Source organism: Lysobacter capsici, assembly GCF_018732085.1.
Taxonomy (GTDB): Bacteria; Pseudomonadota; Gammaproteobacteria; order Xanthomonadales; family Xanthomonadaceae; genus Lysobacter; species Lysobacter capsici_A.
Genome location: NZ_CP076103.1, coordinates 4,694,140 through 4,720,086, shown reverse-complemented (window position 1 = coordinate 4,720,086; position 25,947 = coordinate 4,694,140). Strand labels below are relative to the sequence as shown.

Below are 25,947 nucleotides of genomic sequence, written 5' to 3'. Positions count from 1 at the left end.
CCGCGCACCGTCAGCGCGGATGAGTTCTTCGACAGGTCCGACCAATCCGGGCCGTAACCATGCTCGAGGACACGACGATGGCGGCAGTGATTTCCGGCAGCGGGCTGGGACTGTTCAACAGTTCCTTCAGCCAGATCGGCAAGGGCCTGGGCGCCAGCGCGCGTTACGGCCAGGGGCAGGACAGCCAGTACGTCAACATCGCCACCGGCAACCTGCTGCTGCAGAGTTTCGACGACCAGGTCGTGATGCGCGGCATGACCGTCGGCTTCAGCCGCACCTACAACAGCCGCGGCACCTTCGCCGGCGCCGGCAGCGACGGCTGGCTGACCGGGTTCGAGCGGCGGATCGAATTGATCGGCACGCTCAATCAGGCCGGCAGCGTGATGCGCCGGCATAGCGGCGACGGTTCGTATCAGGACTTCGCCTTCGTGGCCAACGATCTGTATCGCTCCACCGTCGGCGACGGCGCGCACGACAGCCTGCGCCGCGACGGCAAGGCGATGCAGTGGCTCTACGAGGAAGGCGATACGCGGCTGGAGGAAACCTATTCCGACCTCGGCAGCGGCGGCCGCCTGACCCGCATCCGCGATCTCAAGAGCGATCCGCTGCAGCCGACCACCTGGAACCTGAGCTACGACCCGCAAGGCCGCGTGACCGAAGTCGCGGCCAACGACGGCAACGGCAACCTCAGCCGGATGCAGTTCACCTACAGCGGCGCCAACCTCGCCAGCGTCACCAGTTATGCCGGCAGCCAAGCGGTCGGCCGGGTCTGGTACGGCTACGACACGGCCGGGCGCTTGAGCACGGTGACCCACGACCTCACCCCGGGCAAGGCCAGCGACGACGATTGGAGCGCGACTGCCGGCAGCAACGACGGCCATCTGTTCCGCACCGTGTATAGCTATGTCGATGCGAGCAGCTTGCAGATCGCATCGGTGCAGCACAGCGACGGCGTTGTGGTCAGCTACACCTACGATGCGCTCGGCCGGGTGCGCACGCTGACCCGCGGCGATCTCAACGACAACGACGCCGACGGCCAGGGCCAGACCCTGAGCTTCGCCTACGACAGCGAGACCCGCTCGACCCGGGTCAGCGATTCGACCGGGCGCACCTGGGTCTATTACTACGACGAAAGCAATCAACTGATCGCCGCCGAACAGCCGTCCGCCGGCGGCTGGCAGGAGACCTACACCTACGAGTACGACCCCGACGGCAATCTCACCGCCGCGATGATCGACGGCGTGGCCGGCCGGGTCTATCGCTATGACGACAACGGCAATGCGATCGAGCAGCGCGAATTCATTTCCTCCGGGCTGCGGGTGATCACCCGCGTCACCGAGCGGACCTTCAACGCCGCCAACCAAGTCACCAGCGAAACCGTCTACGAAGTCGACGAGGGCGACATTCTCGGCCGTGCCGGCGCGGGCGCCGTCGCCGACAGCGCAACCGGCAAGAGCCTGCCGCCGCCGGCGAACGCGCTGATCACCCGTTATATCTACGACGCGGCCAATCGCCTGCGCTTCGTGGTCAACGCCGCCGGCGAAGTCAGCGAGAGCGAATACGCCAGCGCCGGTTTCGGTGTCGGTCGCCTGCTCAAGTCGCGCCAGTACCTGGACGCGACCTACACCGGCGTCTACACCCTGGCCGCGCTGGAAGCCTGGGCCGGCGCCGCGCCGCGCAAGGCCAACAGCAGCCTGACCCAGTACAGCTACGACGCCTTCGGCAGCGTGGCCTGGCGCCGCTACGCCGGGGTCGACGCCGTCGGCAACGGCATCGTTACCGATGCCGATCTTGTCGAAGGCTATCGCTACGACGAGCGCGGCCGCGTGCTCGAACGCAGCGCGTCCAACGGCGCGGACCTGCGCCGCACCGTCTACGTCTACGACGGCATGGGCCGCTTGTTGACCGAGAAGGTGTTCGACCGCAACGCCGTGGCATTGCAGTCGCGCAGTTGGGCCTACACCGATTCGCAGCGGCTGGCGATCGCGATCGTCGAAGGCGGCGCGGTCGGCGACGGCGACCTCAGCAACGATCGGGTCCGGATCGAACAACGCGACGCCGCCGGGCAGGTGGTGCTGGTCAGCGAACGCGCGCTCGGCGGTGCGACCACCACGCGCGAAACCCGCAACCTCTACGACCGCGCCGGATTGTTGCGCGCGGTGCAGGACGCCAACGGCGGGCGCAGCTATCTGTTCTACGACGTCGAACGGCAACTGGTCGGCGAGGTCGACGCGACCGGCGCCCTGGTCGAATACGTCCGCGACACCTTCGGCCGCATCGTCCAGACCGTGCGTTACGCGACCGCGCTCGACACCCGCACCTGGATGCCGGCGCCGCCGGCCTCGCCGAATCTGGCCCAGGTACCGACCGACATCGCCCTGGTGCGGCCGACCGCCACGGCGCAGGACCGCACCGTCGCCACGTTCTACGACCTGCTCGGCCGCAAGACCGTCGAAACCGACGGCGAAGGCCGTGTCACCTATTTCAGCTACGACCTCAACGACCGCCTGATCCGCACCCGGCAGTTGCCGCGCGCCAACGCGCCGCAGAACGAAGAGCGGATCACGCGCTATTTCTTCGATGCCATGGGACGCGAACTCGGCCGCCTCGACGCCGAGGGCTATCTGCTCGAACACAACTACGACCTCGCCGGCAATCGCACCCGCAGCGTCGCCTACGCCACCGCCGTGGCCGCCAATCTGCGCGAAGCCACGCTGGGCCAGATGCGCCCGGCCTCCACCGCGCAGGACCGGGCCACGCTGTGGTTCTTCGATGGACGCGGCAACACTCTGGCGATGCTCGACGCCGAAGGCTATCTGACCCAGTACCTGCGCAACGAACGCCTGGCCCAGGACACCACCCGCGCGTTCGAAACCCGGTTGACCGGCCTGACCGGCACGGAAACCCTGGCGACCTTGCTCAGCCGCGTGCAGGCCGGAGGCGTGCGCGAAACCCGTCGCGGCTACGACGCACTGGGCCGCCTGAGCGTGCAGACCGATCCGCAGGGCACGGTCGCCCGCAACACTTACGACGCGCAAGGCAATCTCGTCCGCACCGAACTCGCGGCCGACACCAGCGAAGTGCGCGAGGGCCGGCTGCGCTACAACGTGTTCGGCGAACTGATCGGCGAACTCGACGGCGAAGGCACGAACCGTCTGCGCCCGGACATGACCCAGGCGCAGATCGACGCGGTGTTCGCCCAGTACGGCACCCGTCACGGTTACGACGGCCTGGGACGGCGCATCGAAAGCATCGATGCCGACGGTCACAAGACCTGGTACTTCTACGACGCCGACGGCCGCCCGACCTACACCGTGCGCGGGCTGCCGGGCACGACCGGCGTGCTCAACGCGCGCGGCGAAGTCAGCCAGGTCCGCTACAGCGCGTTCGGCGATGCGATCGAAACCACCGCGTATACCGGCGTGCTGACCATCGCCGTGCCCGGCGACCGCGACAGCGTCGCCACCGCGCTGACCACCCTGGCCTATACCGCCGCCAGCGACAGCCGCCGCACGTATGCTTACAACCGCCGCGGCCAATTGACCGGCGCGACCGACGCCGAATCGGCGAGCACCCGCTACAGCTACGACGGCTACGGCGACCGCGTGCGCGAAGAGCGCCTGATCGGCGCCAATGTCGCGCTGCGCATCGACTCGGTCTACGACAGGCGCGGCTTGCTGACCAGCCGCGACGACGCGGTCGGCAGCGCGGTGGCGCGGCACCTGTCGTGGGCCTACGACGCGTTCGGCCAGACCGTGCAGAGCACCGATGCGCGCGGCGCGATCGTGCGCTTCGGTTACGACCGGCGCGGCCGCCAGATCACCCGCACCCAGACCGTGTCCGGTCGCGACGAGATCGTCGCGACCGCCTACGACGCCTTTGACCGCGTGCTCAGCGAACTCGACGCCAGCGGCCGCCGCACCCGCTACATCTACGACACCGCCGCACGCAGCATGCAGGTGATCAGCGACGAAAACGTCAGCGTCACCACGGTCTACAACCGCTTCGGCCAGCAGCAGACCGTGACCCAGGCGCTGCCGGGCGGCCGCAGCGCGATCAGCGAGTTCCAGTACGACCGCAACGGCCGGCTGCTGTCGGCGATGGACACGCTGCGCAACGAGTCGCGCAGCGAGTACGACACGCGCGGCCTGTTGATCGCCAGCACCGACGCCAGCGGGCGCCGGGTCGAGATGCGCTACGACCCGGTCGGGCGCCTGCTGCGCCGGATCGAAGATCCCGCCGGGCTGAACCTGGTCACCCAATACGAATACGACGGCCAGGGCCGGCAGATCCGGGTGACCGACGCCAGCGGCAAGGTCACCCGCCATCGCTACGACCGCGAAGGCCGCCTGCTCGAAACCGCGCGCGACCCCGATGGCATCAATCAGCGCACCAATTACGCCTACAACGCGCTCGGCCGCCAGATCAGCGTCACCGAAGGCGAGGGCACCGCCACGCCGCGCAAGATCGGCTACGAGTACGACGCGCTCGGCCGGCGCACGCGCGAAATCCTCGATCCCGGTGGTCTGGGGCTGACGACCGACTACGTCTACGACGCCAACGACAACCTGATCCGGCGCTACGTCGCCGATACGGTCTTCACCTATCGCAGCTACTACGATCAGGCCAATCGCCCGATCTACAGCGTCGATCCCAACGGCGCGGTGACCCGACACTGGTACGACGCCGCCGGCCGTGAAGTGGCCACGCGCGCGTACTTGAACCCGATCGCCGTCTCCAGCCTGAGCGATGCGACCAGCATCGCCCAACTCGACGCGCTGGTCGCCGCCAGCGCCGGCGATCAGGGCGGTTTCCAGGTCTACGACCGCGACGGCCGCGTGCGCTTCGTGATCGACCTGCAGAGCCGGGTCAGCGAACGCCGCTACGACGCGGCCGGCCGCCTGGCCGCCGAGCTTCGCTACGCCGGCACGCTCGCGCTGAGCGCGCAACTGCTCGACCGCTTGCGCCTGGGCACGGCCACGGCTGCCGAGATCGCCGGCCTGACCGGCGCGTTGCCGGGCAGCGACACGCGCGTGGTCCGCCACGTCTACGACGACGCCGGCCGCGAGCGCTACACCCTGGTCCAGGACGGCGCGGCCACGCTCACCGTCAGCGAGCGCCGCTACGACGAAAGCGGCCGCGTGCTCGCCGAACTCAGCTACGGCGCGCGTATCGCGATCGGCACCGGCGACGACGTGTTCGCGGTCGGCAACGCGCTGGCCGCGGCCGGCGGCGCCGACAACTCGCGCCGCAGCCACTACGTCTACGATCGCGCCGGCCGCCTGCGCTACAGCGTCGACGACGCCGGCGCGGTGACCGGCAACGAATACGACGAGGCCGGCCGCCTGACCGTGGTGCGCCGCTACGACGGTTTGATCGGCGCGAACACGCAGATGATCGAGACGGCGGTCGCGGCCGCGGTATCGGCGATGGGCGATCGTTTCAGCGCGACCCGCTACGACGCCGCCGGCCGGGTCGAGCGGGTCGGCAACGGCGTTGCCGAGGAGCGCTATTTCTACGACGGTTCCGGCCTGCTCGAGCGGATGATCGACAAGAACCACTACGAGTGGCGCTACGGCTACGACGCGGCCGGACGCCGCATCACCGAGACCAGCCCGCCGGTGCAGGTGGCGACCATCGATGCCGGCGGCGCGATCGTCAAGGCCACCCGCAAGATCGTGACCCGCACGATCTACGACGCGCTGGGCCAGGTCGTGTTGCGAAGCGAAGACGACGGCCAGCCGAACGCGCGCGTCACCGAGTACCAGTACGACAACGCCGGCCGCCAGACCCTGACCCGGTTCGCCGATGCCGGCGTGATCGACCCGGCCAGCGGCGCGCTGAGTTTCCAGGGAACGCGTCCGACCACCCAGGTGAGCTACGACGCGCTCGGCCGCGCGGTGGTGCAGAAGGACGTGCTCGGCCGCTACAGCTACAAGGTCTACGACGAGCGCGGGCAGTTGCTGCAGGACATCGACGCCGACGGCTTCGTCACCCGCTACGACTACAACGCCTTCGGCGAACGCACCGAACTCAAGCGCAGCGCGAGCAAGTTCAACTTCGCCCTGATCGGGCCATGGACCCCGGGCAGCGCGATCAGCCGCGCCCAGGCCGACGCCGGCACGGTCGTCGACACCGCCCGCGACCGGGTCGTGCGCAGCGTCTACGACAAGCGCGGGCTGCTGGAGCGGGTCGAGCAGGGCGCGCTGGAGTATTTCCGCGACGATGGCGTGAGCGCGCAGGGCCAGCCGACCACCCAGTTCGAATACGACGCCTACGGCCGCAAGGTCAGGGAATCGGTGTTGCTGCAAGGCAGCCGCACCGATGCCAACGCGCGCTGGGCCGACAGCTATTTCTATTACGACGACCTCGACCGGCTGGTGCTCAGCGTCGATGCCGAAGGCTACCTCACCCGCAACGAGTACTACCCGACCGGCGAGCTCAGGCAAACCACGCAGTACGCGCGCGCGATCGCCACCGCCGGGCTCGGCGCGGCGACGCCGCCGGCGTTGCCGGCGGCGTTGCCGGCGGCCGGCGACGAGGTCGTCGGCTTCGATCGCGTCACCCGTTTCGAATACGACGCGCTCGGCCGCAAGTTCCGCGAATACACGCGGCGCCACTACGCCGACAGCGCCGGCAGCTCGGGTGTGCGCGAGGTGCTGTCGCAATACGACTACGACGATAACGACCGCCTGACCCGGCTGACCACCGACGGCGTCGCCACCTCCACCGCCTACGACGCCCTGGGCCAAGTGACCAGCGTGACCGAGGCCGCGCGCCGGGTGCTGGCGCCACCATCGACCGTCGATCCATTGTTGCTGGCGGGCCACGACCTGACCTCGGACCTGCTGTATCAATGGCGTTCGCCGTATACCGAGATGCTCTACGACGCGTTCGGCAACGTGATCCAGACCCGCCGCTACGCCAACGGAAATGTCAGCGGCGGCACTGCGGTCGCCGACGATGCCCGCGATCAGGTCGAGAAAGTGCGCTACGACGGCCAGGGCCGCGCGGTGACGGTATTCGCCGCCGATGGGTCGCGCACCTTCATCGGCTACGACGCGCTCGACCGCATCACCGATCGCTGGAGTTTGCTGACCACCGCCAGCGAGCCCGGCGGCGCGCTGCGGCAGCACGAGAGATATACCTACGACCCGCTGATCGGCGACAACGCCAGCCGGCGCGTGCGCACCCAGCGCATGCGCGAACGCCTCGACAACTCGTTCACTTACACCGATGTCGACGAGGTCGCGACCTTCAACGCCTTCGGCGAGATCACCGCCAAGACCCATGGCGGCGCCACCGGCGTGCTGACGTACGAATACGATCTGGCCGGGCGCCTGGTCGGCGACAACGAAAGCGGCGGCGTGCGCCGCTACGGTTACAACCTCGCCGGGCAGCGCTCGCGCGAATGGCAATCGGTGCTCGGCGCGAACGGCGCGGTGGAAACCGCGTTGACCCGGCACAGCCTGGATCGGCTCGGCCGCATCACCGCCAGCGAACTGCCCGCGTACACCGCCGACACCCAACTGCCCAAGCCGGCCACCACCCGCGTGCTCGACCGCTGGGGCAACGCGCTGCAGATCATCGATACCCGCGGTTTCCGCACCGACTACCGTTACAACGAAGCCAATCAAGTCACCCGCGACGAGCGGCCCCTGGTCGAAGTGGTCGGCGAGAACGGCGCCGCCACCTGGACGCGGCCGGTCAACCAGTGGTTCTACGACGCGCTCGGCCGCCTGGTCGCGACCCGCGACGCAAACGGCAACACCCGGGCCAACGAATACGACACCGCCGGCCGCCTTGTCGCGTCCAGCGACGCGCTGAACCAGAAGACCCGCTTCGGCTTCGACGCGCTGGGCAATCAGCGCCTGGTGCAGAACCCGCTCGGCTACCTCACCTTCAAGGACTACGACACCCAGGGCAGGGTGGTCGCGATCGGCGACTACCTGCCCAACGCCGCCGGCCTGCGCGACCGCAATGTCCAGCAGCGCTACACGCTCAACCAGCACGGCGACCGCATCGAGCTGTTCGACGCCTACAACAACCGCATCGGCTACGAGTACGACAGCCGCGGCCAGCTGCTGCGCAGCCAGAGCGCGACCGGCGCGGTCGCCAGCTACAAGTACGACAGCCAGGGCCGCAAGACCTACGAGCACAACGGCGTCGACTCGATGACCTGGGCCTACGACGTGCAAGGCCGTTTGCGCGACCACGTCAATCTCGCCGGCCGCAGCCAGCACAACAGCTACGACGACATCACCGGCCAGCTGACCCGCGAAGACCACAGCGGCGGCGCATCGCTGAACGTCGGCAACGCGCTGCGCACCACCACCTACTATCCGAACGGCCGGATCAAGGCGATCTACGAACAGGGCAGCGCCACGCCGGTCTATCGCTACGAGTACGACGCGGCCGGCAACCGCACCGTCGAGGAGGTCGACACCCGCGACGATTCCGGCCGCGTGGTGCATACCCTGACCCGCACCTTGTACGACAGCCACAACCGCATCCAGCGCGTGTCCACCGACGAGTTGAACGCGAGCGGCGGCGTGCTCAAGCGCATCTTCGACATGAGCTACCGCTACGACGCGGTCGGTAATCGCCGTCAGGTCAGCGCCAGTTCCGGTTACGGCCCGGACGTGAACGGCGTGACGCGCGACAACACCCGGCCCACGGTGGTGCAGCCGCCGCCGTCGCGCTCGCTGCGCAGCGGCCGCAGCGCGGAATTCTCGTTGTTGTTCAGCGACGTGTTCCGCGACGCCGAAAACAACCCGATGACCCTCACCGTCCGCGCCGGCAACAACCAGGCCTGGCCCTCGTGGCTGCAAGTCGGCGCGCCCGACGCGAACGGGCACGTGCGTTTCATCGCCAATCCGCCGGCGGGGATGGCGCAATCGATCGAAGTGATCCTGACCGCGACCGAGAACGGCGCGGGCGGCCTGAGCAACGCGGCTTCGTTCTTCCTGACGGTGGGGCCGAACCAGGCGCCGGCCGTGATCGACGCCAGCGTGCCGGAATTGCGGATCAAGACCGGGCAGGCCTTGAACCGCGACCTGTGGGTCGGCGACTACTTCCGCGACACCGATGTCGGCGACGTGCTGCGCTTGCAGCTCGACAGCGTCAGTCCCGCGGCGCCGTGGCTGACGATCGGCGCCGACGGCGGCAGCTTGCAGTTGCGCGGCACGCCGACGGCCGCCGGCGACTACAGCTTGCGCCTGCGCGCGACCGACGCCGACGGACTGAGCGCGTACAAGACCCTGCGCATCCGCGTCGTCGCCAGCACCGCGCCGACCGGCACCGCGCAACTGCCGCCGCGCTCGGCCACGATCGGCCGCGATTTCAGCTGGAGCGCGCCGCTGGCCTCGGTGTTCGGCGATGCCGACGGCGATCGCCTGACCATCAACGCCATCGGCCTGCCGAACTGGCTGTCGTTCCAGCAAACCAACGAACAGGGGCAGCCGTTGCTGCGCCTGGCCGGCGTCGTGCCCGCGGACATGACGCCCGACCGCATGTTCGACATCACCTTCAGCGCGACCGACGAGTCCGGCGCGGTCGCCTATTCGCGGCTGAAGATCACCGCCCGCGCGTTCAACAGCGACCCGTATCTGTCGGCGCCGATCGACGACGGACAGATGATCCTGTTCCGCGACGGCAGCAACAGCCTGCCGCCGCTGCCCGCGTTCAACGACGGCGACGGCGATCCGCTCGCCGTGCGGGTGACCGGACTCCCGCCCGGACTGAGCTTCGATCCGGTCACGCGCCGGATCACCGGCGCCACCGACCAACTGGGCGACCTGTGGCTCGACTACATCGGCGACGACGGTCGCGGCGGCCGCGAGGTCGTGAGTTTCCGCATCCGGGTGCAGGACAACGCGCCGCCGGTATTGCCGACGCTGACCCCGCCGGCCGCGAACCAGAACGCGGCCTACGTCTATCAAATGCCCGAAGCCTTCGACGTGCATGCGCCGCTGAGCTATGCGGTGAATTCGGCGACCTTGCCGCCCGGCATTGCGTTCAACCCGATCAGCCGCGAGTTCGCCGGCACGCCGACCGCATCGGGCGATTACCACGTGGTCGTGTCGGTGTCCGATCGTTACGGCGCGACCACGACCGCTTCGATGGCGCTGCGGGTCAACGCGCCGCAGCCCAATCGTCCGCCGCAGGCCGCGCCCGGCCCGCACGCACTGCAGTTCTACAAGGATTCGATCCCGCCGATGGGATCGCAAGAGACCCTGCCGACGGACCTGTTCGTCGATCCCGACGGCAATCCGATGAGTTACTCGATCAGCGGCAATCTCGCCGGCCTGGGCTATGCGTTCGATCCGCAACGCGGCCACGTGTTCACCGCGACCCGGGGCGCCAGCGTCGGCACGCGCAACCTCACCTTGACCGCGAACGACGGGCTCGGCGGCGTGGCCAATGTGACGGTCAGGATCGATATCGAGTCCGGACCACCGCAGCTCGTCGCCGAGCCCGCGTCGGATTCGGACGGCTTCAGCTTCGACATGAGCGCGCTCGCGCAGCCCCAGGGCGGCAAGGGCGAGGAGGGCGGGAGCGGAATCGAACCGGGCCTGGACGAAATCGCCGCGACGGTGCCGGTCGAGACCCGCCAATACTGGTTCACCTACGACGCCGAGAACCGGCTCAAGATCAACAACGGCAAACTCAACAACGGGCAGATCCAGCTCGATGCCGTCGAGCCCGAATCCTACGAACTCAAGTACGACGCCGCCGGCAACATCGTCGCGCGTTTCAGACTGCAGCGGAATCCGAACGGTTCGACCCTGTCGCCGGTGCTGAGCATCGAGCGCTCCGGCTACGACTTGCGCGGCAACCGCACGATCGAGTTCCACAGCGAGATCGTCGACAACGGCATGAGCGCGTTCGAAGGCGTGCGCAAGCGTTTCAGCTACGACGCCAACAACCGCCTGCTGGAGATGCGCGAGTACTACCAGGCATCGGCGAGCTATTCCTATCTTCTCCCCGGCGGCGAACGCGAGACGGTCGGCTACGGCGGTTGGCTGTCGGGCGCGGAACTCTATCTGTACGACGCCGATGGCCGCTTGATGAGCCTGGACACCAAGGGGCGCCCGAGTGATATCCGCTGGGTGGTCGCCGCGCAGCACGACTCCGCGCCCGAGTTCGTCGACCTGGGCCGGCTGCAGAGCAAGACCTACGTCGATTACCGCATCAATACCGGGCGCGTCGCCGGCCCCGGCATTCCGCCGGCCGACACCCGCGCGACCGGTTACGACGCCGCCGGCCGGTTGATGAGCTATCACTACAGCGCCACTGCGAATACGAGCGCGCAGCAGACGTACACGTATTCCTACTACGGCTGGGACGGCTATCAGGAAAAAACCGTCACCGGTACGCGGCCCGGGCAGCAGGCGACCGTCAACACCCTGAGTTACGACGCGTTCGGACGGCTGCGTTCGCAGCGCGAAAACATCCCGGGCGTGGCCGACGACCGCATGCGCTACTACAGCTACAACGGCGACGGCAGCGTGCTGACGCGCCGCGAAGGCGTGATGCACAACGGACTGTTCACGCAAGACGGCGCCGGCGCGCCCGGCAACTACTATTTCGTCCACGGCGGCGGGCAGCAGCAGGCGCAGTTGCGCGAAGGCAAGCAGATCACCGGCGGCGGCAGCAGCTTCTACAGCCGTCAGATCCAGAGCCTGGGCGGGCTGGGCTACTACGACGCGGGCGGCAACACCTTGGTCGTGCAGGCGGGCGACACCCTGCGCAAGCTCGCCGCGCGCGTCTACGGCACCGAGCAATTGTGGTATCTGCTCGCCGACGCCAACGGCCTGGGCGATCCCGACCAGGAACTGGTGGCCGGCACCCAGCTGATCGCGCCGAACACCACCGTCGCCAGCAACGACGCCTCCACGTTCAGGCCTTACGATCCGGCGCAGGCGATCGGTTCGACGACGCCGAACATACCGATCATCCCGCCGCCGCCGAAGCAGCATTGCAATGCGGTGGCGATGGTGCTGATGGTGGTGGTCGCGGTGGTGGTGTCGGTGGTGACGTATGGGGCGATGACCGGTGTCGCGAGCAGTTGGCTCGGCGCGACTGGCAGCGCGATGCTCGCCGGCGCGACCGCGGGCGCCGCCGGCAGCGCGGCCAGTCAGGCCGTCGGCAGCGCGATGGGCGTCAGCAGCTTCAGCTGGCGCAACGTCGCCGCCGGCGCGGTGACCGGGGCGATCACCGGCGGGCTGGCCCAGCAGTTCGGTTCGGTCGGTGATCTGCTCAAGAGCGGCGAGTACCTCAAGGCCGCCGGCGTGGCGGCGGGATCGGCGGCCGCCGGTTATGTCGGGCAGAAGGCCGCGGGCCTGGAGGCCGGTTTCAGTTGGCGAAGCGTGGCGACCGGCGCGGTGAGCAGCCTGATATCCGCGGGCGCCAACCAGGCGCTGGGCTTGCAGAGCGAGGGGCTGTTCACCCAGTTCGCGGCCGGCGCGGTCGAGGGCGTGGTCAGCCTGCATGTGCGTCGCGGCTTCGGCATCGATGCGCAGGTCGATTACGGCGCCATCGCCCTGGATGCGTTCGGCAATGCCTTGGGCCAGTCCATCGCGCGCGCGTTCAAGCGCGGCAAAGCGGCCAGCCGCGACGCCGATGGCGCCGGCTCCGGCCGCGACGCGACCGGCCGCGCCGAACGCGGCGCAAGCGAGCGCGCGCAGCGCGGCTACGGCGAGGCCGAGACCTTCGCCTACGGCCAGATGCCGGGCCAGGCCCTGGATATCAGCTACGTGCCGGGCTTCGAGCCCAAGGAATATTCCCTGCGCGATACCTTGCGTTCGCGCTTCAGCCGCCTGCAGGCCGATCGGCCGTATTTCTCGCAGCAAGGCTGGAACCTCGCCGACGTTCACAACGATCTCATCGACAACGCCTACGCCGTCATCGATGCCCTGGATTTCATCCTGGACCGCTCGGCCACCGACTTGACGCCGATGCTGTCCTTGCTGAGCGCGATCGAAGTCGGCGACAGCGAACATCCGCTGCTGAAAGCCGCGCGCGTGGATCCCGAGGATCTGCGCCAGAGCAGCGTCGAGGAGATTCGCCGCAGGCTGGGCTCGGGCATGCTGGAGACCCTGAGAAACACCGAGCGCGTGCTCGAACGCCGGCTCGACAGCAATACCGGCCTGTACAACACCCTGGCCGCCGGCGCGCAGGACCTGGGCAGCACCTCGCTGCCGGCCGATCTCGCGTCGATGCTTCCGTTGGTGGGCAATGTCGTGTCCGCCGGCCAAGTCATGGCCATCGAGATGGACAAGGACTACATGCGCGACATGGCCGACATGGGCCTGATGTCGCCGCGCCATTACCGGCTGACCCTGGACAATGCCGAGCGCGAACAGGTTTCCGCCGGCGTCGGTATCGCCCTGAGCGGAATCGGCGGCAAGGCGGGCAAGCTGATCCAGGCGCTGTTCCTGTTCTCGACCTCGGGCGAGGCCGAGGCCGGAAACTCCGAGGCCAGCATCCGGCGCCATATCCGCTCGCTGGTCCGGCGTTCGGAGAACCTGACCCGCTACAGCACGGCCGAGCTCCGTAGCGCCTTCGACCTGGGCTCGTTCGAACGCGGCGTGCTGATCGAGGACTACATCTTCGCTGAGGTCCCCGGGCGGCTGCGCCTGGGCAACTTCAAGACCATCGACGGGTTCGATGCCGCCACCGGGCACGCGGTCAGCGTCAAGAGCGTGGATCTGGACGCGGGCAGTTACGCCAGCCTCGGCAGCCTGAAGAGCTTGCTGAAATCCCAGGTCGACGATCTGGCCGGCTTCACCTCGCACACGCAGAACATCCGCGCCGCGGGCGAGGTGCGCACGGTCACCATCAACCCCGGCGACATCAAGTCGCGCGAGCTGGTGGTGGCGTACCAGTCCTCCGCCGGCACGGCGGGGCACCTGCAGACCCTGGACGATATGGCGGCTTATGCCTTGACCAAGGGCGTGCAGTTGTACCTGTTCCCGGTGCGCTGAGCCTGCGGTCGGGCACTGGGCGGGCGAAGCTTGGGTAACCGTCCCGCGGCGAGCGGGGCGGTCGGCGCTTGCGGCGATCGGCGCGGGGGTGCGTCCCGCGCGCCGGGCCGGTCGCGGCGACGCTGTGCGCGTCGCTGTCGATGGCGAGCCCAATGTCGCCGCCGTCATCATCGCGGGCTTATCCTGTCGCGGTGACTCACGACCCGTCTCCCGTATCGGCTGCATCCGGCGCGAACGCCCCAGGCGGGCGCCGGGTCGAGCCTTCGATGGGCGAATGGCGCGACCTGGATTTCCGGTCGCCGGCCGGCCGCGGACGTGAATGGCGGCAGGCCGTGCGCGGTCGCTTCAAATGGCCGCTGATCGTCGCGGCGATCGCGCTGCTGGGGCTCGCGCTCGCCGTGCTGCGCACGCCGTTGTCGGACTGGCTGTGGCCCGAAACCCGGCTGCAGGCCCTGCGCGAACAGGCCGCCCAGGCGCTCAACGAAGGCAAGCTGACTGCCCCCGACGGCCACGGCGCGCGCGAGCTGTACGAGGCGGCGCTGGCGCTGGACCCCGATCGCAGCGATGCGCGTCAGGGGCTGGCCGAGGTCGGCGCGATGGCGCTGGTGCAGGCGCGCCAGGCGATCGACGGCGGCCATTTCGATTTCGCCCGCGAACGGCTCGACCTCGCGCGCGAGCTGGCGACGCCGCGCGATCGGGTCGAGGCGCTGGCGCGGCGGCTGCGCGAGCGCGAAGCGGCGCATGCGGGGCTGGACCGGCTGATCGCGCAGGCGGCGACCGCGCGCGCGCAAGGTCGGCTCGACGGCGCGCCCGACGCGGCCTTGCCGTTGTACCTGCGCGTGCTCGAGCTGCAGCCGCAACGCAACGATGCGCTGGAAGGCCGCGACGACACCCTGGCCGACCTGCTGCAGCAGGCGCGGCAGGCGCTGGAACACGGCGAACTCGCGCGCGGCGCGCAGGGCATCGCGCGGGTGCAGGCGGCCGATCCCGGCCACGCCGATCTGCCCGATGCCTTGAGTGTGCTCGAGCGCCACGCCGAACAACGCCGCCGCGAAGCCGATCAGGCGCTGCGCCGGCAGCGCCTGGACCTGGCGGTCGTGGCCTATCGCGACCTGCTCGCGATCCAGCCCGGCGACGAAGCGGCGCAGCGCGGCCTGGTCGCCGTCGCCAATGCGCATGCCGCGCTCAGCGAGCGCTACGCCGCCGACTTCCGTTTCGCCGATGCCCAGACCGAGCTGGACCGCGCGCGCGAACTCGCGGTCGACGCGCCCGCGGTGACGCTGGCGCATCAACATCTCGATCGCGCGCGCGAATCGCGCAAACGTTTCGAGCAGGAACCGCCGCTGGCGCGGCGCCAGTCGTTGCGGCGCCTGCTCAACGAAGCCGCGGCCGCCGAGCAGCGCGGCGACCTGCTGACCCCGCCGGGCGACAGCGCCTACGACAAATTGCGCGCCGCGCAGGCGATCGCACCGCAGGATCCGGCGGTGCGCAACGCCGCCGCGCGCCTGCTGCCGGCGGCCAGGCGCTGTTTCGAAACCGAACTCAGCGGCAATCGGCTGGTGCGCGCGAGCGAATGCCTGGACGCGCGGCGCGCGCTGGAAGGCGCGAGCGCGCCGGTGCGCGAGGCGGCGACGCGACTGGCGCAACGTTGGATCGCGGTCGGCGCCGAACGCCTGGGCGCCGGCGAACTGCATGCCGCGCGCAGCGCGCTGGACTCGGCGCGGCGGCTGGATCCGGGCGCGACCGGGCTGAGCGAATTGGCGGCACGGGTGCAGGCGGCGGCAGCGGCGAATTGAGCGCGCGCCGCCGATAGTTCGTCGCGCTCGCACGGTCGCCGGGCAGGGGCTCGCGGCGATGCGAGCGCTCGCCGGTTTGCGCGAAAGGCGCCCCACACCCCAACTGTCTGCCGCGTTGCGCGATAGCGACGGTCTGTCTGCGTTCGAATCCGATCGGCGACATCCGCGCCGGCGTTGCCGTGCCCGAGGCACGACCGGCCGGTGCGAACGGTCCGGCCGGGTAGCTCGAACCTGCGAGCGGATTTTCTTCAGAGCTGTCTTGCCGGCGCTTGGCGTGGGCTGCGATTCGCGCGCGCGCGATGATCCCTTTCCCGCGTATTCCGCGAGTCATGAATGCCCGCCGCCCGAATGCCGCCGCTCACGCCGCGCAACCGGACGGCGGGTCGGCGCACCGGTCGCGCCGGTCGCTATGGATCGGCGGACGTTTCGTGCGCGCGGCCACCGCCGCGCGCCGCCGCCGCCATGATTCCCCCCCCCGCAAGCACTGTCGGCTCCCCTTCGTCATCAAAAGGACTTTTCATGAAACGCACCGCATTGACGCTGTCCCTGCTGCTGGCCGCCACCGCGCCGCTGGCCGCGCAAGCCGAGGTCAAGTACTTCGGTTACTGGGCCAACAACAACTATCAGCCCGAGAACACCGACCACACCAACATCACCCACGTGTGGACCGGCAGGGACAGCAACGCCGCGAGCACCACCATTCTCGCCGAGTTGCAGCAAGCCAAGGACAACGGCGTCAAGGCGATCATTTCGGTCGACTCGTTCCTGTTCACCATTTCCGGTTCCGGTTCCAATATCACCTACGGCCAGCATCAAGACCCGACGACCGCGTTCCGCGGGCTGGTCAGCGACCTGGTCAACCGAGGTTTCCTGGTGCCTGGCGATCCCGCGCGGAGCACGGTGGCCGCGTTCTATCCGGTCGATGAGCCGGAACGGCACAGCCTGGCCGACGTCGGCGGTGCGGCCCATCCCTTGCTCGCCAACGCGGTCAGCGTGATCCGCGCCGATACCCGCACCGCCGGGATTCCGATCGCGATGATCCTGAGCAAGAAATTCCGCGATGCCGCGCAGGGTCTGCGCCTGGTCGATTGGGTCGGCGTCAATAACTACGGCGCCAACGACAGCGGTTACATCGACACGGTCGGCGACCTGCAGGACTACATGCGCCCGCAACAGCGCGAGATCATGGTTCCGCAGGCCGGCGTGGGCGGCATCCTCGACAACTCGCCGCACACGCCCGAGACCATGTACGCCATCGCCAAGGGCGACGCGCGCGTGATCATGCTGCTGCCGTTCCTGTGGGGCCACGCCGATACCAACGGCGTGCGCACCCACGCTTCGCTCAAGGCGTCCTACACCGCGATCGGCAAGGAAGTGAAACACGGCCTGCTCGGCAGCTTCGTCAGCCAGAGCGTCAACCCGACCATGCTGGCCGGCGTGCCGACCACGGTGTCGGTGACGATGAAGAACACCAGCGGCCAGACCTGGCGGCCGAACGACTTCCTCGGCCTGGGCTCGCAGAATCCCGGCGACAACCTGACCTGGGGTCTGCGCCGCGTGGATGTGCCGTATACCGTCGCGCCGCAGCAGAACGTCACTTTCACCTTCACCGTGATCCCGCCGTCGACGCCGGGCAACTACAACTTCCAATGGAAGCTGGTCAAGGAAGGCATCGCCTGGTTCGGCGACACCACCCCGAACGTGGTGGTGAACGTCAAACCCAAGCCGACCGGCTCGATCAGCGCCAGCCCCAATCCCTGCGTGATCCCGATCGGCGGTTCGATCTGCACCGCCACCATCACCTGGAACAGCAACCAGCCCAACGCGGAAATCATCATCACCGACGCGCAGGGCAACAACCCGCAGCTGTTCGCCGGCGGCCAGAGCGGGACCCAGAGCGCGCCGTGGATCAGCTTCAGTACGATCCGTTTCAACCTGGGCATTCCGGGCCACACCATCACCAGCACCGATGTGCGCGGCGTGTCGGCCGGTGCGAAGGAGCGTTCGCGCACGGCCACGCCGTAACCGCGCAACGCCACGCGGGACGCGCCGAGGTTTCGATGCTTCCCGCTGCGATCGCGCTGCATCGCTGATCCGGGCCGCGCGATCAGTTTCGCGGCAGGCCCCCGATCCATCGATCGGGGGCTTTCTATTCGGGGTTTTTTGTTGGCCTCCCACGCCGGCCCGCGCGTGGGTTCCGCGGCCCGGCCGGGCCGGATACCGCGAACGCGATGGCCGTCGCATCGCGCCGGCCTCGGATCGACCGCTGGCGACCGTTCAGCGCCGCCGCTCCCGCCGACGCGGCGCTGGGCGATAATGCCGGCCGTTTCCGCCGTCAGACCGCCCCGGTGCCTTTCGACCCGATCTCCGCCCTGCCTGCTGTTCGCGTTGCGCCGCGCCCGTTCGCCGCGCCGCCGGAGCGCGCATGGCGTTGAACCTGAGCCCGGCGCCGGACACGGTGGCGGTGGTGCTGTGCACCTACAACGGCGCGCGCTACCTGCCGCAGCAACTCGACAGCCTGCTCGCGCAGACCCTGGCGCCGCAGCGCATCGTGATCGCCGACGACGCCTCCAGCGACAATACCTGGGCGCTGCTGGAAGCCTTCGCCGAACGCGCGCGGGCGCGCGGCATCGCCGTGGACCTGCAGCGCAATCCGCGCAATCTGGGCTATCTGCGCAATTTCGAGGCTGCCTTGCGCCGCGCCGAGGAAGCCATCGTGTTCCTGTGCGATCAGGACGATGTCTGGTATCCGGACAAGCTCGCCGATTACCTCGAACAATTCCGCGCCCGGCCGCGCCTTAACCTGCTGCACAGCGACTCGCGGCTGATCGACGGCGACGGCCGCGACCTGGGCCGGCGCATGTTCCAGACCCTGGAAGTGAGCGCCGCCGAACTGGCCGCGATCCATGCCGGCCGCGGCTTCGAGGTGCTGGTCCGGCGCAACATCGTGACCGGCGCGACCACCGCGCTGCGCCGCGAGGTGCTGGCGCAGGCGTTGCCGATTCCCGACATCGAACACCCCGAGCTGGAACGCAGCGCCTGGGTCCACGACGAATGGCTGGCGCTGATCGCGGCCGCGACCGGCGAGATCGATTGCGTGCAGGCGCCGACGATGGGCTACCGCCAGCACGGCGGCAACCAGATCGGCGCGCGTCGGCGCAGCCTGATCGAGCGGCTCGGCGGCGGCCGGCAACGGCGCGAACACATGCAGGCCATGATCGCCAAGCTCGACTCGCTGCGCGAGCATCTGCAGCGTCGCGGCCTGGACGTGGACGTGGGCGCGGCCAAGCGTGCCGCGATCGATGCGCGCATCGCCCATCTGCGCCTGCGCCTGGACCTGCCGGCGAACTTCGCCCGGCGCTGGCCGCTGGTGCGCGAGGAATGGCGCCAGGGCCGTTATCTCGATCATTCCGCCGGTCTGCGTTCGATGGTCTGCGACCTGCTGGGGCTGCGCTGACATGCAGCCCGTATTGCCGGCTGTCGCCGCGCCGTCGCCGGTCCCAGCCACGGACGTCTGCGCCGCGATCGTCACCTACCACCCGCAGATCGAACTGCTCGATCAGGTCGTCGCCGCGATCCGGCCGCAGGTCGGGCGGGTGCGGATCTTCGACAACGCCAGTCCCGGCGAGGCGCTCGACGCGTATTTCCAGCGGCTGCGCGGGCAGGGCGTGGAGGTGTTCCGCAGCGACCGCAACGTCGGCCTGGGCAGCGCGATCAATCACGCCGCGCGCGCCGCGCGCGCGGCCGGTTTCGCGCAACTGCTGTTGATGGACCAGGACAGCATCGTCGATGCGGACATGGTCGCGGTGTTGCAGCGCCATCTGCGCCAGTTGCAGGCGCAGCATCCGGTCGCCGCGGTCGGGCCGCAGTTTCGCGACCAGCGCACCGGCGCGGTCGCGCCGTTCGTGCGGATCGCCTTTCCGCTCAACCGCAAGCTGTACGGCGGGCCGGGCCAGGCGATCGACTGCGATTTCCTGATCACCTCGGGCACGCTGCTGCCGCTGGAGGTGCTGGACACCGTCGGCGGCATGGACGAAGGCTTGTTCATCGACAACGTCGACATCGAATGGAGTTCGCGGGCCAAGCACCATGGCTATCGCCTGTACGGCATCTGCGATGCCGGCATGCAGCACCGGATCGGCGAGCTGGAGCAGGTCTCGCGGCTGATTCCCTACCGCACCGTGGTCCACAGCCCGACCCGGCTGTACTACATGATGCGCAACCGCATCGCCCTGTACCGCCGCGCTGAAGTGCCGCGGCGCTGGGCCGCGCAGGATTTGCCGCGGCTGCTGCTCAAGTTCGTCGGCACCGCCGTGTTCCTCAAACCGCGGCGGGCCTATCTCAAGGCGATGCTGCGCGGCCTGCGCGATGGCCTGCGCGGGCGGGACGGGCCGATGCCGCTGGAAGTGGACTGACCCACTGCCCACACAGCCTTCCAAAGCGAAACCCCGTGCGCAGGCTTTTGTCGGGGCGCTCTTGTGGGAGGGGCTTCAGCCCCGACGCCCTTGTCTCAGATAGCGGCGCAACCGGCATCAATGAAAAACCGCTCAAGCCCGAACTAACCCCTCGCGCTGATCGAAAAGCATCGGGGCTGAAGCCCCTCCCACAAAAGACCTCATGGCATCGGCCAGGCCCCAGGCTCATGCTGTTGTGGGAGGGGCTTAAGCCCCGACGCTTTTGGCTCAGATAGCCAGGCAAACCGGTCTCAGGCAAAACCGCTCCAGGTCAAAACAACAACTTGATCTGATCGAAAAGCATCGGGGCTAAAGCCCCTCCCACAAAAAACCTCGCGGCACGCGGCTCGGTTCTTGGAGCGCGCGCATCGCCTGGATCGCCACGATTCCACCCGACCCAAGCCCCAAATCCCTGAACCACCGCTTATTCACATGGTCTGAATGCGTCATGCCCCTGCCATCCGGCCCGGGCACGGGCCATGGACGCCTGCGCTAGACTTGCCCGCGACTCCCTGTGTTGCAGATCCGTGGCCCGAATCGATTACGACGAAGACGAACGCGACGACGACCGCGATGACCGCGCCCCGGCGCCGACCTGGCGCCGCCGTCTGGTGACCTGGGCCCTGGCCGCGATCGGCCTGGGGCTGGGGTTCCTGATTCCCTACACGCTCTACCTCAATCACGAAGTCGGCGAACGCTTCGGCCAGTTGCAATGGCAGCTGCCGACCCGGGTCTACGGCCGGCCGCTGGAACTCGCGCCGGGCCTGGCGCTGGACCCGGCGACGCTGAAGACCGAACTCGACGCGGCCTCCTATCGCGAAGACGGCGGCGAACGCCCGGGCACCTACGCCCGCGACGGCGGCCGTTTCACCGTGGCCAGCCGCGGCTTCAACGATGTCGACGGCACCGTGCAGCCGCGCCGGATCGAAGTGGTGGTGTCCGGCGGCCGCGTCGCCAGCCTGCGCGATTTGACCTCGAAGAAGGCGCTCAAGGTCGCGCGCCTGGACCCGGCGCGCATCGCCACCTTGTACGGGCAGAAGCAGGAAGAGCGGCGGCTGGTTCGTATTGAAGAGGTGCCCGAGCTGTTGGTCACCGGCCTGCAGGCGGTCGAGGATCGCGATTTCAACAGCCACATCGGCATCGACATCACCGGCATGATCCGCGCCGCGTTCAAGAACGTCGCCGCCGGCCGCGCCAAGCAGGGCGCCAGCACCCTGACCCAGCAGCTCGCGCGCAGCGGCCTGCTCGGCATCGGCCAGGAACAGACCCTGACCCGCAAGGGCAAGGAAATCATCTACGCGCTGTTGATCGAGGCGCGCTACGACAAGCGCACGATCCTCGAGGCCTATTTCAACCAGGTCTATCTGGGCCAGCGCGGCTCGCAGGCGATCCACGGCGTGTCGGCCGCGTCCGAGTTCTGGTTCGGCCGCGACCTGCGCGATCTCAACACCGAGCAGATCGCGTTGCTGATCGGCATCGTGCGCGGCCCGTCGTACTACGATCCGCGGCGCAATCCCGAGCGCGCGCTGGGGCGGCGCAACTTCGTGCTCGGCGAGATGCTCGAGACCGGCCTGATCAAGCCCGAAGAACACGACCGCGCGATCAAGGCGCCGCTGGAGATCACCGCCAATCCCGGCAACATCGCCGCCAACCGGTTCCCGGCCTATGTCGACCTGATCCGCCGCCAGCTGGCCCGCGACTACCCGGCCGATGCGCTGGCCGGCGCCGGCCTGAGCGTCATGAGCGGGATGTCGCCGTCGGCGCAGGCGCAGGCCGAGGGCGCGGTCGCGCGCACGCTCAAGGGCCTGGACAACAAGCGCCGGCCGCCGTTGCAGGCGGGTCTGGTGGTCACCGACGTGCACAACGGCGAAGTGCTCGCCGTGGTCGGCAGCCGCGAGTTCACCCAGCACGGCTTCAACCGCGCGGTCGAAGCGCAGCGGCCGGTGGGTTCGCTGCTCAAGCCGTTCGTGTACCTGCTGGCGTTGGCGCAGCCGGGCGAGTTCAACCTCAGCTCGTGGATCGACGATTCGCCGGTCACGGTCAAGCTCGGCCGCGGCCGCAACTGGAACCCGGGCAACTCCGACGGCCGCAGCCACGGCATGGTGCGGATGGTCGATGCGCTGGCGATGTCCTACAACCAGGCCACGGTGCGCATCGGCATGCAGGTCGCGCCCGAGCGCATCTCGGCGCTGATCAAGACCCTGGCCGGGATCGAGGCGCCGGACAACAACCCGTCGCTGATCCTCGGCGCGGTCGATCAAAGCCCCTACGCGATGGCGCAGCTGTACCAGTTCCTCGCCTCGGGCGGCGAAATCCAGCCGCTGCACGCGGTGCGCGGCGTGCTCGACGCCAACGGCAAGGCGGTCAAGCGCTACGACAAGGAACCCGCGCCGGCGCAGGAGGGCGACGCGATCGCCGCGCGCCTGATCACCATCGCGCTGCAGCAGGCGATCACCAACGGCACCGGCCGCCAGCTGGTCGGCGATGGCCTGGGCCGGCTGGCCCCGGCCGGCAAGACCGGCACCAGCAACGACGGCCGCGACAGCTGGTTCGCCGGCTGGACCGGCGATCATCTGGCGGTGATCTGGGTCGGCAACGACCAGAACCAGACCACCGGCCTGTACGGCGCCACCGGCGCGATGCGGGTGTGGTCGTCGATCTTCTCGCGCCTGCCCAGCGCGCCGTTGAAAGTCACCGACAAGGGCCTGGACTGGCAGTCGGTGGTCGGCACCAACACCACCGACGCGAGCTGCGCCGGTGCGCGCCGCTTCCCGTTCGTGGCCGGTTTCGCGCCGCAGTACGCGCCGTGCCCGGCGCCGCAGCCCGAAACCGAGGAATCCAGCGGCGGCGGTTGGCGCGAGTGGTTCGGCATCGGCAAGGACAAGGACGAACCTGCGCGCGAGCCGGCGCCCAATCCCCCGTCCCCGGAGCAGTAATCCATGAAGCGCAGTTTTTTCGCAGGCGCCATCCCCCGATGCGCCGCCCTGATGGTGACGGCCGCGCTGGCCGCCTGCACGGTCGCGCCGCCGCAGCCCACCGCGCTGGCCGAGGCCTCGTTCAACGGCGAAGCCGCGGTGGCCAAGGTGGTCGCGGCCGGCGGCCTGGAATCGCGCGAACTCGACGTGCAGCCGATCCGCGACCCGCAGGTCGAGGACCTGCGCCAGCAGGCGACGCAACTGGAAAAGGCGCGCAAATACCCCGAAGCCGCCGCCGCGCTCGACCACGCCCTGCAGCTCAACGCCAACGATCCGGCGCTGCTGCAGGAGCGCGCCGAAGCCGCGCTGCTGCTGCATCGCCTCGACGACGCCGAACGTTTCGCCCAGCAGGCCTTCGATTCGAGTTCCAAGGTCGGGCCGCTGTGCCGTCGCAACTGGACCACGATCGCGCAGGTGCGCAGCGCCAAGCTGTCCGGCGTCAACGCCGCGATGAAGTTGGCCGAACGCCAGGACCATTACGACGCGCTGGTCCCGCAGCGCACCCAGCTGACCGCATCGGCCAAGCAGGCCCAGGCGCAGATCGCCACCTGCACGGTCGCCGCGCCGGCGCGTTACTGAGGACGGCATGCCACAACCCAGCCGCCTCGGCGTCGCCACCCGTGCCGCGCTGAGCGAAGGCGGCGATCTCGCGCGCAACATCGCCGCGTTCGCGCCGAGACCCGCGCAACAGGACCTGTCGGTGGCGATCGCCGACGCGTTCGAAGCGCGTTCGACCCTGCTCGCCGAAGCCGGCACCGGCACCGGCAAGACTTTCGCCTACCTGGTGCCTGCATTGCTGTCGGGCCTCAAGACCATCGTTTCGACCGGCACCCGCGCGCTGCAGGATCAGCTGTATCACCGCGATCTGCCGCGCGTGCGCGACGCGCTCGGCGTGGGCCTGAAGACCGCGCTGCTGAAGGGCCGCGCCAATTATCTGTGCAAGTACCGCACCGAGCAGGCCAAGGGCGAGCCGCGTTTCACCAGTCGCGATTACGCCGCGCAGTTCCAGCGCATCGTCAGCTGGTCCGGGCGCACCCGCATGGGCGATCTGGCCGAGCTCGACGGTTTGCCGGAAGACTCGCCGCTGCTGCCGATGGTCACCTCGACCGCGGAAAACTGCCTGGGCAGCGAGTGCCCGATGTTCGGCGACTGCTTCGTGGTGCAGGCGCGCCAGCGCGCGCAGGCCGCCGACCTGGTGGTGGTCAATCACCATCTGCTGCTGGCCGATCTGGCGCTGAAGCAGGAAGGCTTCGGCGAAATCCTGCCGGGCGCGCAGGCGTTCGTGGTCGACGAAGCGCATCAGCTGCCGGATCTGGCTTCGCAATTCTTCGGCGAAGCGATCAGCGCGCGGCCGCTGGTCGAACTGGCGCGCGACGCGCTGGCCGAATGCAAGAGCGTGACCGGTTCGCTGGCCAGCGTGCAGACGCCGTCGCGCGATCTCGAACAGGCGGTGCGCGGCCTGCGCGCGGCGATGGACGAGCTGCCGGTGCGCGCGACCCGTCGCCGCGCCGCCGAGGTTCCGGCGGTCGAGGCTGCGTTCGATACGCTCGATGCCGCGTTGGGGACGATGCACAAGACCCTGGAACCGTTGCGTAGCGCCGCGCCGGGCTTCGACAGCTGCCACGCGCGCGCCAAGGATTTCCAGACCAAGCTGCGGCGCTGGCGCGGCGGGCCGCCGCCGGTCGCGGCCGTGGTCGAGCCGATCGATGAGGACGACGATTTCGCGCCGCCGCGGCGATCGGTCGCGATCGAACCGGTCGCCGAACCGGTCGAGGCCGTTGCCGACGAACCGGCCGAAGACGAAGCCCAACAAACCTCCGCCGCGCCCGACACCAGCGTGCTGTGGTACGAACTCACCGCGCGCGGGTTCCGTCTGGCGCGCACGCCGCTGGATGTCGCCGCGCCCCTGGCCGAGCACCGCGAACGTTCGCGCGCGGCCTGGATCTTCACCTCGGCCACGCTCGCGGTCGGCGGCCGCTTCGAGCATTACGCGACCAAGCTCGGCCTGGTCGAACCCACGACCCTGCTCGCGCCCAGCCCGTTCGACTGGGCCGAACAGGCGTTGCTGTACCTGCCGCGCGGCCTGCCCGATCCGATGGTGCGCAATTACAACGAGAGCATGGTCGATCGGCTGCGCCCGGTGCTCGAAGCCTCCGGCGGCCGCGCCTTCGTCCTGTTCGCCTCGCACCGCGCCTTGCGCGAGGCGGCCGAATTGCTGCGCGACGGCCCCTGGCCGCTGTTCGTGCAGGGCGAGGCGCCGCGGCACGTGCTGCTCGAACGCTTCCGCGCCTCGGGCAATGGCGTGCTGCTCGGCGCGGCGAGTTTCCGCGAAGGCGTGGACGTGGCCGGCGAAGCGCTGAGCGTGGTGGTGATCGACAAGCTGCCGTTCGCCGCGCCCGACGACCCGGTGTTCGAAGCGCGCCTGGACGCGATCCGTCGCGGCGGCGGCAACCCGTTCCGCGACGAACAACTGCCGCAGGCGGTGATCGCGCTCAAGCAGGGCGCCGGCCGGCTGATCCGCAGCGAGACCGACCGCGGCGTGCTGGTCCTGTGCGACCCGCGCCTGCTGTCCAAGAGCTACGGCAAGACCTTCCTCGACTCGCTGCCGCCGCTGCCGCGCACCCGCCAGGTCGAGGACGTGGGCCGGTTCTTCGCCGGCGAGCCGCTGGTACTAGAATCGGCCACGTCGGCCTCGTCCGACGACGACCACTACTACCTATAGACCGCGAGGGCA

9 protein-coding genes are annotated in these 25,947 nt (G+C 69.1%); all 9 read left to right on the top strand.

The features are described from left to right. Positions 1-77 precede the first annotated feature (77 nt). On the top strand, positions 78-13,988 hold the full coding sequence (locus tag KME82_RS19630) for a putative Ig domain-containing protein (protein ID WP_215495501.1): 13,911 nt from the start codon (positions 78-80) through the stop codon (positions 13,986-13,988). Positions 13,989-14,254: 266 nt separating this feature from the next. Beyond that, positions 14,255-15,784 (top strand): hypothetical protein, encoded by a 1,530-nt coding sequence (locus tag KME82_RS19625; protein WP_252255430.1) that lies wholly within the window; start codon positions 14,255-14,257, stop codon positions 15,782-15,784. 519 nt (positions 15,785-16,303) lie between these two features. After that, positions 16,304-17,809: a hypothetical protein gene (locus KME82_RS19620; protein ID WP_215495500.1), complete on the top strand. Its 1,506-nt coding sequence runs from the start codon at positions 16,304-16,306 to the stop codon at positions 17,807-17,809. A gap of 206 nt (positions 17,810-18,015) precedes the next feature. Continuing rightward, positions 18,016-18,219, top strand: a complete 204-nt coding sequence (locus tag KME82_RS19615; RefSeq protein ID WP_215495499.1) for a hypothetical protein — start codon at positions 18,016-18,018, stop codon at positions 18,217-18,219. Then, positions 18,210-19,241, top strand: coding sequence for a glycosyltransferase family 2 protein (locus tag KME82_RS19610; protein ID WP_215495498.1), 1,032 nt, complete (start codon positions 18,210-18,212; stop codon positions 19,239-19,241). The genes KME82_RS19615 and KME82_RS19610 overlap by 10 nt, the downstream gene beginning before the upstream one ends. A gap of 1 nt (position 19,242) precedes the next feature. Continuing rightward, complete coding sequence (locus KME82_RS19605) at positions 19,243-20,199, top strand: glycosyltransferase family 2 protein (RefSeq protein WP_215495497.1); 957 nt, start codon at positions 19,243-19,245, stop codon at positions 20,197-20,199. 566 nt (positions 20,200-20,765) lie between these two features. Then, positions 20,766-23,174 (top strand): penicillin-binding protein 1B, encoded by a 2,409-nt coding sequence (mrcB, locus tag KME82_RS19600; protein WP_430538742.1) that lies wholly within the window; start codon positions 20,766-20,768, stop codon positions 23,172-23,174. 3 nt (positions 23,175-23,177) lie between these two features. Beyond that, the gene (locus tag KME82_RS19595) at positions 23,178-23,792 is read left to right on the top strand and encodes a hypothetical protein (protein ID WP_215495495.1); all 615 of its coding nucleotides are present in this window, start codon (positions 23,178-23,180) and stop codon (positions 23,790-23,792) included. Between the two features lie 7 nt (positions 23,793-23,799). Continuing rightward, positions 23,800-25,935, top strand: a complete 2,136-nt coding sequence (locus KME82_RS19590) for an ATP-dependent DNA helicase (RefSeq protein WP_215495494.1) — start codon at positions 23,800-23,802, stop codon at positions 25,933-25,935. Positions 25,936-25,947: the final 12 nt, after the last annotated feature.

What these genes read in the sequence shown, in the direction of transcription:
- KME82_RS19630 (WP_215495501.1), top strand. Translation starts at nt 78, where the DNA reads ATGGCGGCAGTGATTTCCGGCAGCGGGCTGGGACTGTTCAACAGTTCC.
- KME82_RS19625 (WP_252255430.1), top strand. Translation starts at nt 14,255, where the DNA reads ATGGGCGAATGGCGCGACCTGGATTTCCGGTCGCCGGCCGGCCGCGGA.
- KME82_RS19620 (WP_215495500.1), top strand. Translation starts at nt 16,304, where the DNA reads ATGAAACGCACCGCATTGACGCTGTCCCTGCTGCTGGCCGCCACCGCG.
- KME82_RS19615 (WP_215495499.1), top strand. Translation starts at nt 18,016, where the DNA reads ATGGCCGTCGCATCGCGCCGGCCTCGGATCGACCGCTGGCGACCGTTC.
- KME82_RS19610 (WP_215495498.1), top strand. Translation starts at nt 18,210, where the DNA reads ATGGCGTTGAACCTGAGCCCGGCGCCGGACACGGTGGCGGTGGTGCTG.
- KME82_RS19605 (WP_215495497.1), top strand. Translation starts at nt 19,243, where the DNA reads ATGCAGCCCGTATTGCCGGCTGTCGCCGCGCCGTCGCCGGTCCCAGCC.
- KME82_RS19595 (WP_215495495.1), top strand. Translation starts at nt 23,178, where the DNA reads ATGAAGCGCAGTTTTTTCGCAGGCGCCATCCCCCGATGCGCCGCCCTG.
- KME82_RS19590 (WP_215495494.1), top strand. Translation starts at nt 23,800, where the DNA reads ATGCCACAACCCAGCCGCCTCGGCGTCGCCACCCGTGCCGCGCTGAGC.